The sequence below is a fragment of the Faecalibacterium sp. An192 genome, assembly GCF_002160175.1.
GTDB lineage: Bacteria > Bacillota > Clostridia > Oscillospirales > Ruminococcaceae > Faecalibacterium.
Genome location: NZ_NFKB01000030.1, coordinates 26,156 through 43,030 on the forward strand (window position 1 = coordinate 26,156; position 16,875 = coordinate 43,030).

Genomic DNA, 16,875 nt, shown 5'->3' on the forward strand with positions numbered 1-16,875 from the left:
CGCGGTACGGTGGCGGCGGGTTTCAGAAGCCGGGGACGTCCCCGATTGCCAGCGGCGGCTGCGGCAGCAACCCGCTGGAGCTGCTTCCGGCGACCCTCCGCCATGGGAAAGCCAATGTGTCCTGAGCTGGGAGAGGAGGGGCCGCAGATGGTCTATGTGGTGGTGCCGGTGTACAACATGGAACCCTATCTGGAACGGTGCGTGGACTCGGTTTTGAACCAGACCCTGCGGGAGATCCGGGTAGTCCTGGTGGACGACGGTTCCCGGGACGGCAGCGGCGCCCTCTGCGACCGGTACGCCGCAGCCTGTCCCGGCCGGGTGTGGACGGTGCACCAGCCCAATGGCGGCCTGTCCGCCGCCCGGAATGCGGGGCTGGCCCGGTGCTTTGCACTGTCGCAGGACCCGGCCCGGGACTATGTGCTGCTGCTGGACGCGGATGATTTCATCCGGCCCGATTTCCTCGCCTATGCGCTTTCCGTCTGTGAGAAAGAAAACTGCGACGGCGTCCAGGTGGACTGGGTCCGGGGGACCGGCAGCCGCTTTCCCCCGGAAACCCGGGACCCGGGGCCGGTGCGGATTCTGACCGGGGCCGGGGCTCTGCTGGACCCCGCCGTCAAGACCACCTTCTGCACCAAGCTCTACCGGCTGGAACTCTACCGAGGCGAATCCTTTCCCCTGAGGAAGATGAACGAGGACGAATTTCTCTTTTACCGCCTGCTGTGGAAGTGCCGCCGCTTTGGAGTCAGCCGGGCCAAAATGTACTATTACTTCCAGCGCCCGGGCAGCATCATGGACACGGTGGCCCGCGGACTCAAAGACAACCCCCGCCGCCGCGACTGGCGGGAGGCCTTTGGGGAGCGAATCTCCTTTTTCACCGCGCTGGGGGAGAAGCGGCAGGTCCAGCGCTGCTATGAGCGGATCTGCATCGAGCTGATGCTCCGGTACGCCGAACAGATGAACCTGCCCCGGGACCGCCGGGCCGCCGAGGCGGCCGACGGCACCATGGTGCGGGAATACCGCGCCTTTTACCCCAAAATGATCGGGCTGGACACCATCCGCCCGCTGCGCAAACTGCTCTTCACCCTGTTTTATCTCTGTCCCATGGGGGCGGTGCTGGCCGCCAGAATCCACCCCCTGCGCCGGTAAGGAGGGACTGTCCGGATGATTTCATCACTGAGCCCGGGACGGCTGAAAAACCGGCCCCGGCTGGAGCTGTATTACGACGCGGCCTTTCTGGTCAGCCTGCTGTGCTGCAGCCTGGTGGGCGCGTTCCCTCAGTACAGCTTGCTTTTGTCCTGCGGGATGGTGCTGTGCTTTGGCACCAGCTTGTTCAGCGACAACTTTTTTCTCTATGCGGCCCTGTTCCTGTTCATGCGGAACAAGATGGTCATTGGAGACACCACCGCCTATCGCTTTTACTCCTATCTTCTGGTGCTGAAATGCGTCTGGGAACTGCCCCGGCTCAAGATCCGGGTCGCCTATCTGCCGGTGCTGTTTGTGCTGGCCATGCACTGCGTCTTTGCGGCGGGCCGGTACAATCTGCGGATGGGCCTGAACGTCATTGTGGACGTGGTGCTGGTCTATCTGATTCTGGCCCGGGTGGAACAGGACGACGCCCTGACCCGCCGCCTCCTGACGGCCTTTCTGCTGGGCATGGTGCTGTCTGGCATTTACGGCTTCACCGCCTCCGACGCTTTCAAGGATATCCACATCACCGGCGCCGGCTCCGAGACGGTCAGCCGCAATTTCGGCGCCCTGGGCGACGCCAATTACGCCGGCTTTTTCTATGACGCCGCCGTGCTGACTGCCCTGATGGTGAAGGGGATTCCCCGGTGGCTGCGGGTCTTTTTTGTGGGGCTGGGCCTGGTGCTGGTGGTCCGCACCGCCAGCCTGTCGGCCCTTGCGTCCCTGGGCCTGGCCCTGTGCTTTCTGCTGATCCTGAAAATGCGGAGACGGGCGGTGCCGGTTTTGCTGTGCGCCGGGCTGGCCGGTGCGGCGGGAATTGCGCTGGTGATGTATGTGCCGTTTCTGGGCAATCTGCCCGGCATCCACGGCCTGGTGCTCCGCCTGACCGAGAAGCTCTATTACATCCGGCTGGGCCGGTGGGATATGCTCACCACCGACCGCGCCGTCCTGTGGGCGGCGGCCTGGAGCCTGTTTGTCAGCAAGGGCCTGGCAGGCCGGCTGCTGGGGGGCAGCGTCATCACCTATATGATCCAGGAGACCACCCTTCTGTCCTCCTACATGGCCTGTCACCAGTCCTACCTGCAGGCACTGCTGAACTTCGGCATGCTGGGCACCGTGGGCATTTACGGGCCTTTGCTGCTGCTGTTCCTTTACCGGCTGGCCAATCACTTTCTGCGCCCGGCGGGGTACGGCAGGGAGGATATCAAAATCATGCAGCTGGTGTATGCGTTTCTGTTCTTTGTGTTTGGGTTCACCATTGACTTTTTCATCGACTGGACCTTTCTCTTCTTCTGCTTTTTCTAAGGGCCGCAAAGGAGGGTGCGCATGGGAAACACGCTGGAGGAAATTCATGCCGTGCAGCTGTCTCTGCTGGAGGACTGCCGCCATATCTGCGAGGCCCACGGGATTCCCTATTATCTGGCCCAGGGCACCCTTCTGGGGGCGGTGCGGCACCGGGGCTTTATCCCCTGGGACGACGACATCGACCTGCTGTTCCAGGCCGACGACCTGGACCGGTTCATGGCGGCCTTTGCGCAGGACCCGCCTCCCGGCGTGTCTCTGGAACACTGCGGCCAAAACCCCTGGACGCCCTATCCCTGGGTCAAGCTGAAACGGCAGGGCACGGCGTCCATGCCCCTGGCCTATCGGGAAATCCCCCTGGACTGGGAAATTGGCATCGACCTGTTTCCCTATTACCGGGTGGGGGACGGCCGGCTGGCCCATGGGCTGGCCCGGGCCCGGTTTCTGGGGGCCAAGCGTCTGCTGGGGGTCACCCTGACCTTCTGTGAGAAAAAGGTCAAATGGCTCAGCCGTTTGATCCGCCGCCTGCCGGTTGCATGGCGGCAGCGGGCGGCCCTGTGGCTCCTGGAGGGTCTGAAACGGCATCAGGCGGAAGGCGAGGACGTCTTTGCCCTGTGCCGGGGCGGGAAATTTTTAAAGCGCAGCTGGATCGAGGGAGCCCGGTGCAGCGGCATCTTTGAAGGGCGGGAATACCCCCTCCCGGCGGACCCGGACGCCTTTCTGGCGGCCATGTTCGGGGATTACTGGCTCCTCCCGCCGGAAGACCAGCGGAAGGGCCACGACTTGAAACTGGGGGAGATTGTGTGGGACACCGAGAAAAGCTATCGGGACTATCTGTGACCCTGCCGCCAGCGAAAAAGAGAGCGTTCAAACCCGGGACAGGAGGCGAGAGGATGGAGCGACCCGAACACAAAAAGAAAAGGCTTCTGGTGGTCTTTTCTCACAACCACATCGGCGGGGCCATGACCGCCCTGGTGAACTTTGTCAACAGCCTGGACCTCCGCCGGTATCAGGTGGACCTGCTGTTTTATGAGCTGCGGGGCCCGGTGGAAGGCATCCGGCCCGAGGTGCGGGTTCTGCCCCCGGCCCGGGAAAACCGGCTCTGTCCGGCCCGGTTTCTGGACCCGGCCTATCTGGCCGGGTATCTGGGAGCCCGGTACCTGATCCGGGCAAAACACAATGAGCTGATGGCCTGGCAGCTGTTTTCCCGGCGGTCGTGCCGCTATGCCCGCCGTCTGAACCAGAAGTACGACGCCGCCCTGGCCTTTGAGCTGGGCTGGCCCTTTTTATTACACCATGCGGTATGTCCGGGCGGACAAAAAACTGGTATGGCACCACAACGATTACCACGCCATCGGCTACCGCTTTGAATGGGACAAAAAGTACTTTGACCGGGCGGACGGCCTGATATTTGTCAGCCGGGAATGCCAAAAGAAATTCGCCGCCCTGCACCCGGCGTACCGATCCCGGTGCTTTTTCATGCCCAACATCCTGACCCGGGAACAGGTGGAAGCCCGGGCCCGGGCCTACCGGCCCCGGCTGCCCTTTGAGCTGGCGCGCCCGGGTCTGAACCTGGTGACGGTGGCCCGGATTTATTTTGCCACCAAAGGGCTGGACCGGGTGCTAGACGCTTTGGTCCGTCTGCGGGAGGAAGGGCTTTTGGAGCGAGTGCGGTGGCTGGTCATCGGCAAAGGGGACGATCTGCCCCGGTTCCGGCAGATGATCGCGGACCGGGGCCTGGAACAGGTGGTGTACCCGGTGGGGGCCCTGGAAAATCCATTGCCTTACCTGCCCCTGTTTGACGCCTTTTTGCTGCCCTCCCGCAACGAGGGCCGGCCGGTGGCGGTGACCGAGGCCCAGATTCTGGGCCTGCCGCCGGTGGTGACCCGGTACGCCTCCGCCGCCGAGCAGGTGGAAGACGGGGTGGACGGGTTTATACTGGAAAACCAGGACCAGGCCCTTTATCAGGGCCTGCGGGACCTGGTGCTTCACCCGGAAAAGCTTGACCGGGCGCGGGAGGCGCTGCGCCGCCGCAGCTATTCCAACCAGGAGGACATAGCCTGCTTTGACCGGATTCTCCGGGCGGTGGAGCAGGGTGGGGAAGGAGGAGACGCCCATGATTTCGGTGGTGATGCCGGTGTATAACGGGGAGGCGTTTATCGCCCGGGCGGTGCAGAGCGTGCTGGACCAGACCAGCCCCCGGTGGGAGATTGTGGCCGTGGACGACGGCTCCCGGGACGGGACCCGGGCCATTCTGGAACAGTTTGCCGCCCGGGACCCCCGCATACGGGTTCTGCACCAGGAGAATGCCGGTGTTTCCGCCGCCCGCAATGCCGCCATGGCGGCGGCCCGGGGGGAGTATCTGGCCTTTCTGGATGCGGACGATTGGTGGTATCCCGACCATCTGACCACCCTGGAACAGATGATCCGGATTTATCCAAAGGCGGGCCTGCTGGGGACGGCCTGCGATATCCGCTTCCACGATGGCCGGACGGGAAACACCGCCGGATTTTTTGAGGGCAAGCCCAAGACCCTGTATCTGGAAAACTTCCTGGAAGCCTACAGGGCGGACAAGCGGGCCAAATGCTTTGCTCTCAGCTCCACCTGCGTCCGGGCCGATATGGCCCGCCAGGCGGGCGGGTTCCGGGTGGGGTGCCGCATAGGGGAGGACCTGGGCCTCACCCTCCGGATCGCTGCCGCCGCGCCGGCAGTCCTCTGCGCCCGGCGGACCGTCCTGTACAACAAGGCCCAGAGCACTGCAACCCGGGTTCAGTCCTTTGACCCCGACTGGTATTTCTTTGAGGAGGCCAGAGCTCTGGCGGAGGACCCGGCCCTGACCCCGGAACGCCGGGCCAGCCTAGCCCGGGTGATGGCCTGGTTTGAGGTGCGGCGGGTCCGCCATTACCTCATCGACGGGCGCCGCCGGGAGGCCTGGGCGGCTTTCTGCCGGCGGGATGCGGACCCGGGGATGGCCGGGGACTGGCTGCTCACCGGGCTGCTGTTCCTGCTGCCCTGCGCTCTGGTGCGGCGGATCTTTCTGTTCCGCTGGCGGAACAAGGCGTAAGGGAGGGGGCAGCCATGGCAAAAGACAGTCCCCGCCGCGGGGACGGCATTGCGTCCGGGCTGTTCTGGTCCTTTGGGGAGCGGATGTCGGCCCAGGCGGTGGCCACGCTGGTGGCCATGCTGCTGGCCCGGCTGCTGGACCCCGCCGACTACGGGATGATCTCGGTGGTGACGGTGTTTGTCAGCCTGTGCAATATCTTTGTGACCAGCGGCCTGGGCACCGCCGTGGTGCGCAAACCCGACGCCGGCCCCGCCGATTTCAACACTGCCTTTTGGCTGAGCCTGGGCCTGGCGGCGGTGCTGTACGGCCTGCTGTTCTGGGCGGCCCCCGCCATCGGCCGGTTTTACGGCCTGCCCGCCCTGACGGCGGTGATGCGGGTGATGGGCCTGCGGCTGATATTGGCCGCCCTCAACAACATCCAGCGGGCCGGCGTCCAGCGGGAGATGGTGTTCCGCCGGTACTTTGCCGCCTCCCTTCTGGGGACGGTTCTGTCCGGGGTGGCGGGGGTGGCGGCGGCGCTGGGCGGTTTGGGCGTCTGGGCACTGGTGATTCAATCTCTGTCCAATCTCACCGTCCATGCAGGCGTTTTGCTGGCGGTGGGCCGGTGGCGGCCCCGGTTCCAGTTCTGCCCGGCCCGGGCCCGGTACATCGTCTCCTTTGGCTGGAAGGTCCTGGCCGCCGATCTGGTGCCCGGCCTGCAGCAGAACGGCCGCAGCCTGATTGTGGGAAAAGTCTTCGGCTCGGCCGAGCTGGCCTTTTACGACCAGGGGAGCAAGTATCCCGCCCTGCTGGTGGACAATGTGAACAGCTCCATCAACAGCGTCATGCTGCCCGCCTATGCCCGGGTGCAGGATGACCCGGAGGCTTTGCTGGGGATGCTGCGGCGGTCCATCCGGATGGGGATGTTTCTGCTGGGGCCGATGCTGGTGGGATTTGCGGCGGTGGCTGAAAATTTCGTGCGGGTGGTCCTGACCGACAAGTGGCTGCCCTGCGTGCCCTTTCTGCAGATTTTCTGCGCATCCTGTTTGACCCGGCCCCTGGAAACCTGCTGCCACAAAATCCTGCTGGCGGTGGGGCGGGAGGCAGCCCCGCTGCGGATCATTGGGGCGGTGAACCTGACGGCGGTGGCCACGGTGCTGGCGGCAGCTTTCTGGTTCCACAGCATCCTCCTGATGGCGCTGGGAAACCTGCTGGTGACCCTGGTGAGCCTGGCGGGCTTTATGGCGGCTTCCAGCCGGTATGTGGGGTACCGGCTGGGCCGGCAGATGGAGGATATCCTGCCCTCGCTGGCGGTCTCGGCCCTGATGGGAGTTCTGGCCGGACTGGCGGGCCGTCTGCCGCTGGAACCGCTGCCCCTGCTGGGGGTCCAGATGGGGGTAGGGGTGGTGTCCTATGGGGTTCTGTCCGCCCGGTTCAACCGCGGCCCGCTGGATGAAATGCGGGCCCTGGCGGCCCGCCGGCTGCACAAAACCCCATGACGTTCGGACCAATCCGGACTTGCCCTGTTTCGGGGCGGGCCCGGATTTTCTTTTGGGAATCCGACGCGAAAAAAGCCGTCTGCCGCCGCAGGTTTGCCATTTTGTTCCGCCCGTGATACAATAAAAGGACCTATGAGATTTTTTGCTGAGAGGTACAGGGAATCAATGGCGAGAAAGAAACGAAAATCCGGCGCCCGGGGCAAAAATGCCCGGGCCAGGCAGGAGACCCAGCGCCGCCTGCTGGCCAGCAGCATCACCCTGTTTGGAGGGATCCTGCTCTTATTGCTGGCCTTTGTGGATGGACAGTCGGTGTGGCACACCGCCCACGATATACTGTTTGGCCTGTTTGGGGCCGGCAGCTTTGTGCTGGGTCCGGCGGTCTGTTATATGGCGGTGCTGACCGCCCGGGACGAGCCGGTGCTGGGCTGCATAGCCAAACTGCTGCTGGGCCTGGTGTTTTTGAGCGGCGCGGCGGTGGTCTTTTCGGACATCCCCACCCAGGGCATGACGGTCCTGCAGATGGGGATTGCCTGCTACGACAACGGCGTCAACGCATGGTTTGGCGGCGGCTCCATGGGCGGGCTGCTGGGCGGCACCCTGCTGCTGCTGTGCGGACGTCCCGCGGCCAATCTGATTGTGGCGGCGCTGGCCATCTGCGCCAGCTGCTATATCTTTGACGTGACCCCCGCCGACATTTGGCAGTGGCTGTCGGCGGCGCTGGGCGGAGCCCGGGAAAAGGGCCTGGCCGTCTATGCCGACGGCCGCGCCGCCCATGAGGAGCGCCGGGCCGCCCGCCTGGCGGCCAAGGCGGAGGCGGAAGCCGCCGCCGAGGCCGAGGAAGCCCTGGAGGACGGGGACGACTACCTCATCGACGACACCGGCCCCGACGATGACCTGGAGCCCGAACCGGGGTTCCATCTGGGAATGCCGGCCTGGCTGTCCAACATTCTGGGCAAGGGCCGTCTGCCCGACGAGGACGGCAACACCCAGGAGCCTGACCCCAAGCCCGAGACGCCCCTGCAGTCGGCGGCGGTGAGCCATCCCCGGGCCCCCTTCGACATCGACCTGGGCCCCGACCCGGCGGCGGTGTCGGACGGCGGCAGCGAGCCCATCGAGCCCATCATCACCGGGCCGGGCGGAACCTTTGGCCTCAACCCCCTGCGTCCGTCCACGACGGACCCTGCGGTCCGGGCGCATCATGCGGCTTTCTACGACCAGGACAAGGACGAGGGAACCGCGGGCCTGCATGTGCCCTTCCAGGCCGATGTGACCCCCGCCGCAGCGCCTGTGACGCCGGTTCCGCCGGTGTCCACCGTGTCGCCGGTAACCCCGCCCCCCGCCGCAGTTTCCCCGGCGGCTCCTGCTCCCGCCTCTGCCCCGGCTGAGGAGGAAGACGGATGGATTCGGGTGGAGGAGGATGCCGCCGGCGACTCCGGCGACATTGCCACCCTGGCAGCGGCCGCCATGGAAAAGCCCGCCGACGCGGAACAGGCCGCGGCGGCTTCCGCCCCGGCTCCCGAGGAGAGCACGGTCCCGGCGGCCTATGAGTATCCGCCCATCGAGCTGTTTGACAAGCCTGCCGAGGAGACCAACGAGGGCGCCCAGAGCGAGCTGCAGGCCAACGCCCAGAAGCTGGTGGATACCCTGGAGAGCTTCGGCGTCAAGACCCGGGTGCTGGATATTTCCCGCGGCCCGGCGGTCACCCGGTATGAGGTGCAGCCCATGGCCGGCGTGAAAATCAGCCGCATCACCTCCCTGGCCGACGACCTGGCCCTGAACCTGGCGGTGGCGGACATCCGCATGGAGGCCCCCATCCCCGGCAAGCCGGCGGTGGGCATTGAGGTGCCCAACCGCAAGCGGGCGGCGGTCAGCATCCGCAGCATCTTCGAGAGCCAGAGCTTCCGCCACATGACCAGCCCCCTGACCATCGCCCTGGGCAAGGACATTGCCGGCGTGGCCCAGGTGGCCGACCTGTGCAAGATGCCCCACCTGCTCATTGCAGGCAGCACCGGCAGCGGTAAGTCGGTCTGTGTCAACAGCATCATCATGAGCCTGGTGTTCCGCTCGGGCCCGGAGGACGTGAAGCTGATCCTGATTGACCCCAAGGTGGTGGAACTGGCCGAGTACAACGGCATCCCCCATCTGCTGATGCCGGTCATCACCGAGCCCAAGAAGGCCGCCGGCGCGCTGAGCTCGGCGGTGGCCGAGATGGAGCGGCGGTACCGCCTCTTTGCGGACAACAACGTCCGCGACATCAAGACCTTCAACAAGCTGGCGGCCGAGGACCCCATGCTGGAGAAGCTGCCCTACATTGCCATCATCATCGACGAGCTGGCTGACCTGATGATGGTGGTGGGCAAGGACGTGGAGGACTCCATCTGCCGCATTGCCCAGAAGGCCCGTGCCGCCGGCATGCACCTGATTGTGGCCACCCAGCGTCCCAGCGTGGACGTCATCACCGGCCTGATCAAGGCCAACGTCCCCAGCCGCATCGCCTTTGCGGTGTCCAGCCAGGTGGACAGCCGGACCATTCTGGACGGCGCCGGCGCCGAGAAACTGCTGGGCATGGGCGATATGCTGTTCATGCCGGTGGGCGCACCCAAGCCCATCCGCATCCAGGGCACCTACGTCAAGGATGAGGAGATCAGCCGGGTGCTGACCTTCATCAAGGCCTCGGGCACCGTCCAGTACGACGAGGCCATGATCCAGGCCATGGAGGAGCACACCATCCAGGACAAGAACGGCAAGGACCACGATGAGGACGGCGGCGAGGCCGACGATCCCATGCTGAAGGCCGCCGTGGAGGTGGTCATCGACGCCGGCCAGGCCTCCACCAGCCTGCTGCAGCGGCGGTGCAAACTGGGCTATGCCCGGGCCGCCCGCATCATGGACGAGATGGAACAGAAGGGGATCATCGGTCCCTACGAGGGCGCCAAGCCCCGTGCGGTTCTCATCAGCCGGCAGCAGTGGCTGGAAATGAATCTCAACCAGCCCGACAACCCCTAAGGTGTATCTGAAAACACCTCCACGCTGTCTCATTCTGCCCCAAAGCGCATCTGCCGCGTTGCAGTCGCTTGCATTCCACAAAGGAGTGCGGCGCTCCTGCGCCTTGCAGCTGCATCTTTGGGACGAAGGGTCCGGCGTGTTTGCGTTCTCAGATCCACCCATAACCAGTGAGGAAAACTATGAGCAATACAACGACAGCCGGATATCCGGAATACACCGAGTTCCTGCCCATCTGCCGGGAGGACATGGAAAAGCGCGGCTGGGATCAGCTGGACTTTGTGGTGGTGGGCGGCGACGCCTATGTGGACCACCCCAGCTTTGGCACCGCCATCATCAGCCGGCTGCTGGAGGCCGAGGGCTACCGGGTGGGCGTGCTGGCCCAGCCCCGCTACACCGACTGTGAGGACTTCAAGCGGTTCGGCAAACCCAAGTACGGCTTTTTCATCGGCGGCGGCAACGTGGACAGCATGGTCAGCCACTATTCGGTGGCCAAGATCCCCCGGGCCGAGGATGAATATTCTCCCGGCGGCAAGGCCGGCGGCCGTCCCGACCGCAGCGCCACCGTCTACACCCGCCTGGCCAAAGAGGCCTACCCCGACCTGCCGGTGATTCTGGGCGGCCTGGAGGCCTCTCTGCGGCGGTTCGCCCACTACGACTACTGGCTGGACACCGTCCTGCCCAGCATCGCCGAGGACTCGGGGGCCGACCTCATCAGCTTCGGCATGGGCGAGCACCAGACGGTGGAGATTGCCCGCCGCCTGGCGGCCGGGGAGTCCATCGACACCATCACCGACGTGGACGGCACCTGCTATATGACCGACTTTGACCACCTGCCCGCCCACTATGTGGAGTGCGCCGGCTACAAAAAGGTGGCCTCGGACAAGGTGGCCTATGCCAAGGCCTGCCGCATCCAGATGGACAACCAGGATGTGGTCAGCGGCCAGATCATCGTCCAGAAGCAGAGCGAGAAATACCTGGTCCAGAACCTGCCCGCCAAACCCCTGGTCCGCTGGGAGCTGGACAAGGTCTACGCCCTGCCCTATACCCGCCGCTATCACCCCATCTACGAGCCCATGGGCGGGGTGCCCGCCATCCGGGAGGTGCAGTTCTCCATCATCCAGAACCGGGGCTGCTTCGGCGGATGCAACTTCTGCGCCATCCAGCTCCATCAGGGCCGGCGGGTCACCAGCCGCAGCGCCGACAGCATTGTGGCCGAGGCCGAGCGGATGACCCATGAGCCCGACTTTAAGGGCTATATCCACGACGTGGGCGGCCCCACCGCCAACTTCCGCTTCCCCTCCTGCGGCCAGCAGATGAAGAAGGGAATGTGCACCGGCGGCAAGCACTGCCTGGCTCCCCAGACCTGCCCCCACCTGATTGTGGACCACAGCGACTACCTGAACATCCTGCGCCGGGTGCGGGAGCTGCCGGGGGTCAAGAAGGTCTTTGTCCGCAGCGGCATCCGGTTTGACTACCTGATGGCCGACCCCGACGACACCTTCTTCAAGGAACTGGTGGAGTACCATGTGTCGGGCCAGCTGAAGGTGGCCCCCGAGCACTGCGCCCCCAACACCCTGGCCTATATGGGCAAGCCCCCCATCGAGGTGTTCAACAAGTTCAAGGACAAGTTCTATGAGCTGAGCCGCAGGGCAGGGAAGAAACAGTACCTGGTGCCCTACCTGATGTCCAGCCACCCGGGCAGCACCCTGAAGGACGCGGTCTACCTGGCCGAGTACCTGTACAAGAACCATATGCGGCCCGAACAGGTGCAGGATTTCTACCCCACCCCGGGCACCGTCAGCACCTGCATGTTCTATACCGGCCTGGACCCCTACACCCTCAAGCCGGTCTTTGTGGAAAAGACCGCCGAGGGCAAGGCCCTCCAGCGGGCGCTGCTCCAGTACTATGAGCCCCGCAACGCCGAGAAGGTCATCAAGGCCCTCAAGATGACCCATCGGGAGGACCTGATCCCCCTGCTGGTGCCGGCGGCGGGACGCCGTGCGGTGCAGCGCAGCGCCAAACAGACCCAGGCCCGGGACGTCACCATCCACCCGGACGGCAGCTATACCGTGCATCCCAAGGGCGCCGGCCGGGAGGAAAAGCCCGCCGGCCGCAAGCCGGTGCCAGGGGCCCGCTTTGCACCCCGCACCGCCCCCAAAAAGACCACCAAAAAGGAGGGCGGGGCCGGGCCCCGCAAGGGTAAGAAATGAAGAAACCAAACACCATCACCGGGCGGCTGCTGCGCCGCCTCACCGCGCTGGCACTTGCAGCGGCCCTGACTCTGAGCCTGGCCGGATGCCAGGATCTTCTGGCCCTGCTGGGGGAGGGCGGCTATCCGGCCTCCAGCACCGTCCAGACCCAGACCCCGGCCGAGGGCAGCAGCTTTTCGGTGAACTTTATCGACGTGGGCCAGGCCCTCAGCGTCCTGGTGACCTGCGACGGCCAGAGCATGCTGTATGACGGCGGCAACGTGGCCGACGGCAGCCTGGTGGTCTCCTATCTGGAGAGCGCCGGCGTGACCCGGCTGGAATACGTCATCTGCAGCCATGCCCATGAGGACCATGTGGGCGGCCTGGCGGCGGTGCTGGCCAAGTTCCCGGCGGGGCACGTCTATGCTCCCGTGACCCAGAACGACACCCAGTGCTTCCAGGATTTTGTCAAGTACACCCAGCAGCAGGGCCTGAATGTGGAAATCCCGGCGGTGGGCACCAGCTGGCAGCTGGGCAGCGCCACTGTCCAGGTGCTGGGCCCGGTGGCCCAGTACGACGACACCAACGACACCTCCCTGGTGCTGCGGATTGACTACGGCCAGACCAGTTTCCTGCTGACCGGCGACATGGAGCAGAAGGCCGAGAGCGACCTGGTGAACTCGGGGGCCAATCTGGACGTGGACGTGCTCCAGGTGGGCCACCACGGCAGCGAGACCTCCACCGGCTATGTCTTTCTGAACAGCGTCCTGCCCGAGGTGGGCGTCATCTCGGTGGGGGAGGGGAACAGCTACGGCCATCCCAGTGAAAACACCCTCAGCCGCCTGCGCGACGCCGGCGTGGACGTCTGGCGCACCGATCTGGCGGGCACCGTGACCATCACCAGCGACGGGACCAACTACACCGTTTCCAGTGAGAAGTACGCCGCCCCCGAGCAGCAGAACCCCACCCTGACCGACGGCAGCGGCCAGCAGAGCAGCTCCACCCAGACCATTCAGGCCTATATCGGCAACGCCAACTCCAAGAAGTTCCACCTGCCCAGCTGTTCCAATCTGCCGGACCCCGCCAACCAGGTCCTGTTCTCCAGCTATGAGGAGGCCGTCCAGGCGGGCTACACCCCCTGCGGCAACTGCCTGGGATAACGTTTGAAACCCAACCGGCCCGTCCCTGGACCAAGTCTCCCGCCCCGGCACAGAGGCGGGAGATCGGCAGGGCCAAAAGCCCCGCCCGGGGGGGCTTTGACTATGCCCTAGAAGTATGGTAGGATATACAGGACAGGTATTTGCCTTCCGGCCGGTTTGGTGCTATAGTATGTAAGCCCCCGACTGTACCTGCCGGGCCGAAAGTCCTGTGAAAGAAAAGGTTTCTATGATGTTTGAGACACTTTTGCAAAACCGCACCGTTCAGGTGCTGATCGAATCCTTCCCCCGCATCCTGCTGCCGGGCCTGGCGGTCACCATCCCGCTGACGGTGCTGTCCTTTGCCTTTGCCCTGGTGATTGCGGCGGCGGTGGCCCTGGTGCAGTTTGCCCAGGTGCCGGTGCTCCGCCAGCTGGCCCGGGTGTATATCTGGGTGGTCCGCGGCACTCCGCTGCTGGTGCAGCTGTTCATCATCTTTTACGGCCTGCCCAGCATGGGCATCGTGCTGGACGCCTTCCCCACGGCGGTCATCGCCTTCTCCATCAACGAGGGCGCCTACTGCGCCGAGACCATCCGGGCGGCGCTGGAATCGGTGCCGTCGGGCCAGCTGGAGGCGGGCTACTGCGTGGGCATGTCCTGGTGGCAGGTGATGCGGCGGATCGTTCTGCCCCAGGCCCTGCGCACCGCCTTCCCGCCCTTGTCCAACTCCCTCATCGGCATGGTGAAGGACACCTCTCTGGCGGCCAATATCACCGTCGCCGAGATGTTCATGGCCACCCAGCGGGTGGCGTCCTATACCTACCAGTTCCTGCCGGTGTACTGTGAGCTGGCCGTCATCTATCTGATGTTCTGCACCGTCCTGACCTGGGTGCAGAAACAGGGCGAGAAATACCTCAACGCCCACGGGTTTAATTGAGGAGGGGATACCATGCCGATGCTGGAAGTACATGACATTCACAAATCCTTTGGGGACCTGCAGGTCCTCAAAGGGGTGGACCTGTCGGTGGAAAAGGGCGAGGTGGTGGCCATTCTGGGCCCCTCCGGCTCGGGCAAAACCACCCTGCTGCGGTGCATCAACTTTTTGGAAAAAGCCGACAGCGGCCGTCTCACCTTTGACGGGGAGCCCTTTGACCTGGCCCGGGTGTCCCACGCCGACATTGCCCGCATCCGCCGGAAAACCGGCTTTGTCTTTCAGAGCTACAACCTGTTCCGCAACAAGACCGTCCTGCAGAACGTCACCGAGGGCCTGATCGTGGCCCGGAAGATGCCCAAAGCCCAGGCCGAGGAGATCGCGGTGCGGATGCTGGAAAAGGTGGGAATGGCCGACCGGTGCAGCCACTACCCCCATCAGCTGTCGGGCGGCCAGCAGCAGCGGGTAGCCATTGCCCGGGCCCTGGCCACCAGCCCCGAGATCATCTATTTCGATGAGCCCACCTCGGCTCTGGACCCTGAGCTCACCGGTGAGGTACTGGACGTCATGCGCCAGCTGGCCGCCGAGGGAATGACCATGCTGGTGGTGACCCACGAGATGGGCTTTGCCCGGGACGTGTCCACCCAGGTGGTCTTTATGGAGGACGGACAGGTGGTGGAGACCGCACCCTCCGCCGCATTCTTTGCCAACCCGCGGCAGGAGCGCACCCGCGCCTTCCTGAGCCGCATTGCCAACCGGTAACCAAACACAGAGAGGATTTTTTCATGAAACGCAAAACCTTTATTTCCCTGATGGCCGTCATGGCCGCCGCAGGGGTTCTGCAGCTGTCCGGCTGCAGCTCGGACGCTTCTTCCACCGCCGGCAGCGCCGCCGCTTCGGGGGCTGCCTCCGGGGCCGCCTCGGGCGCAGCCGACCGCCTGGAGGCGGTCCGCCAGCGGGGCACCCTGATTGTGGCCATGGAGGGCGCCTGGTCTCCCTGGACCTACCACGATGACACCGACACCCTGGTGGGCTATGACGTGGAGGTCTCCCGGGCCATTGCCCAGTACATCGGGGTGGAGCCCGAGTATGTGGAGGGCGAATGGGACGGCCTGTTCGCCGGCCTGGACGCCGGCCGCTACGACATCGTCTGCAACGGCGTGGAGGTCACCGAGGAGCGGGCCAAGAGCTATGACTTCTCCGAGCCCTACGCCTACATCCACACCGCTCTGGCGGTGAAGTCGGACAACACCGACATTACCAGCTTTGAGGACCTAGATGGCAAGACCACGGCCAACTCCATCGCCAGCACCTACATGACCCTGGCCGAGAGCTACGGCGCCGAGGTCCTGGGCGTGGACACCCTGGATGAGACCATCCAGATGCTGGTGTCCGGCCGTGTGGACGCTACCCTCAACGCCGACGTGTCCTTCTACGACTATCTGAACGTCCATCCCGATGCCGATTTCAAGATTGTGGCCCAGACCGAGGACGCCAGCCATGTCTGCATCCCGGTCAAGAAGGGCGGCGAGTCCGACACCCTGCTGGCCGCCATCAACGAGGCCATCGAGGCTCTGCGGGCCGACGGCACCCTGACCGAAATTTCCGAGAAATATTTCGGCAGCGACATCGCCACCGAGTCCTGAATTTTCCCCTGCCTTCCGCCCCCGCCGCCCTTTGGGCCGGCGGGGGCTTTTTCTGTGGCATAAAGTTCCCCGTTTGGCGCATACACTGTTCCAGACTGAGGGTGCATCTCAGTACGTTGCATTTTGTCAGATACACCCTGGCAGAGGGTAGGGGAGGCGGAACTATGTTTGTAGTGACATTGAACCGGACGCGGCTGCGCCACATTGGTGTGGGCGTCATGTGCTGCGCGGTGGTGGTGTGCAGCGCCCTGCTGGGGCGGTACATCAGCAACCAGACCGTGGAGACAGCGGCCGGTACCAGCAGCAAAATTGAGTCGGCCCAGGATATTCAGACCTGGTTCACCGGCTACGGCATCGAGGTGGACGGGGCGTCCATCACCGCCGACAAGGTCAAGATCCCCCGCAAGTGGGACGACAGTTTCGCGGCCTTCAACGAGGTGGTGGGCCAGAGCGGGATGGACCTGTCCCGCTACAAGGGCAAGACGGTGGAAAAATGGCAGGCCCTGATCCCCTCCGCCTCCAGCGGCGAGGAGAGCCGCTATGGCGTGCTGCTGGTGTACAAGAAAAAGGCCATCGGGGCCTATCTGCTGTCAAAGCCGTCGGGGGTGGTCACCGGAATGGGTGACGCCCAGGCTGCCATGGCCGCCATGGAGGACACGACAGTGGTGGCCATCCCGGAGGGCGCGGCCCAGCAGACCTCCGGAGAACCCGGCGTCTACACCGAGGAGAGCACCGCCCTCTACACCGACCTGCCTTTGGACTCGGAAGGCTATCCGGTGGAGTAACTTGTTCAAACCCGTCAGATGCGTGAAAGCACGCTCTGACGGGATTTTTGTATAACGAAAACCACTCGCTAGGCGAGTGGTTCGAAAAAAGACTTATGTCGATGATGATGACAGAAAAACTCCCTTTGCTTAAAATGGAAGTGCGGTCTGCCA

At 64.4% G+C, this 16,875-nt stretch carries 14 protein-coding genes; all 14 read left to right on the top strand.

The features are described from left to right. Positions 1 to 147 precede the first annotated feature (147 nt). The 14 genes from B5F27_RS10075 (at position 148) to B5F27_RS10140 (ending at position 16,722) form a co-directional block, all read left to right on the top strand. Positions 148 to 1,146, top strand: coding sequence for a glycosyltransferase family 2 protein (locus B5F27_RS10075; protein ID WP_158098230.1), 999 nt, complete (start codon positions 148 to 150; stop codon positions 1,144 to 1,146). Between the two features lie 15 nt (positions 1,147 to 1,161). Next, entirely contained in the window at positions 1,162 to 2,490 is a 1,329-nt protein-coding gene (locus B5F27_RS10080) for an O-antigen ligase family protein (RefSeq protein ID WP_087367166.1), read from the top strand. A gap of 21 nt (positions 2,491 to 2,511) precedes the next feature. Then, entirely contained in the window at positions 2,512 to 3,327 is an 816-nt protein-coding gene (locus tag B5F27_RS10085; protein ID WP_087367169.1) for a LicD family protein, read from the top strand. A gap of 53 nt (positions 3,328 to 3,380) precedes the next feature. After that, entirely contained in the window at positions 3,381 to 3,857 is a 477-nt protein-coding gene (locus tag B5F27_RS10090; protein ID WP_087367172.1) for a hypothetical protein, read from the top strand. Beyond that, entirely contained in the window at positions 3,754 to 4,632 is an 879-nt protein-coding gene (locus B5F27_RS10095) for a glycosyltransferase (RefSeq protein ID WP_144066509.1), read from the top strand. The genes B5F27_RS10090 and B5F27_RS10095 overlap by 104 nt, the downstream gene beginning before the upstream one ends. Beyond that, positions 4,604 to 5,551, top strand: coding sequence for a glycosyltransferase family 2 protein (locus tag B5F27_RS10100; protein ID WP_087367178.1), 948 nt, complete (start codon positions 4,604 to 4,606; stop codon positions 5,549 to 5,551). Before B5F27_RS10095 ends, B5F27_RS10100 begins: the two co-directional genes overlap by 29 nt. A 14-nt stretch (positions 5,552 to 5,565) precedes the next feature. Then, positions 5,566 to 7,029 (top strand): lipopolysaccharide biosynthesis protein, encoded by a 1,464-nt coding sequence (locus tag B5F27_RS10105; RefSeq protein WP_087367181.1) that lies wholly within the window; start codon positions 5,566 to 5,568, stop codon positions 7,027 to 7,029. A 165-nt stretch (positions 7,030 to 7,194) separates the two neighbouring features. Beyond that, a complete protein-coding gene (locus B5F27_RS10110; protein ID WP_087367184.1) occupies positions 7,195 to 10,035 on the top strand; it encodes a DNA translocase FtsK in 2,841 nt (946 codons plus the stop codon). A gap of 179 nt (positions 10,036 to 10,214) precedes the next feature. Beyond that, the gene (locus B5F27_RS10115; RefSeq protein ID WP_087367187.1) at positions 10,215 to 12,245 is read left to right on the top strand and encodes a YgiQ family radical SAM protein; all 2,031 of its coding nucleotides are present in this window, start codon (positions 10,215 to 10,217) and stop codon (positions 12,243 to 12,245) included. Next, positions 12,242 to 13,384, top strand: coding sequence for an MBL fold metallo-hydrolase (locus B5F27_RS10120; protein ID WP_087367190.1), 1,143 nt, complete (start codon positions 12,242 to 12,244; stop codon positions 13,382 to 13,384). The genes B5F27_RS10115 and B5F27_RS10120 overlap by 4 nt, the downstream gene beginning before the upstream one ends. Positions 13,385 to 13,613: 229 nt before the next feature. Next, positions 13,614 to 14,297, top strand: a complete 684-nt coding sequence (locus B5F27_RS10125) for an amino acid ABC transporter permease (protein ID WP_087367215.1) — start codon at positions 13,614 to 13,616, stop codon at positions 14,295 to 14,297. Positions 14,298 to 14,309: 12 nt separating this feature from the next. Beyond that, positions 14,310 to 15,053 carry an amino acid ABC transporter ATP-binding protein gene (locus B5F27_RS10130; RefSeq protein ID WP_275533113.1) on the top strand — a complete coding sequence of 248 codons (744 nt, stop codon included), beginning with the start codon at positions 14,310 to 14,312 and terminating at the stop codon, positions 15,051 to 15,053. 23 nt (positions 15,054 to 15,076) lie between these two features. After that, complete coding sequence (locus B5F27_RS10135; protein WP_087367196.1) at positions 15,077 to 15,937, top strand: transporter substrate-binding domain-containing protein; 861 nt, start codon at positions 15,077 to 15,079, stop codon at positions 15,935 to 15,937. A gap of 164 nt (positions 15,938 to 16,101) precedes the next feature. After that, complete coding sequence (locus tag B5F27_RS10140; RefSeq protein ID WP_087367199.1) at positions 16,102 to 16,722, top strand: DUF4830 domain-containing protein; 621 nt, start codon at positions 16,102 to 16,104, stop codon at positions 16,720 to 16,722. Positions 16,723 to 16,875 lie beyond the last annotated feature (153 nt).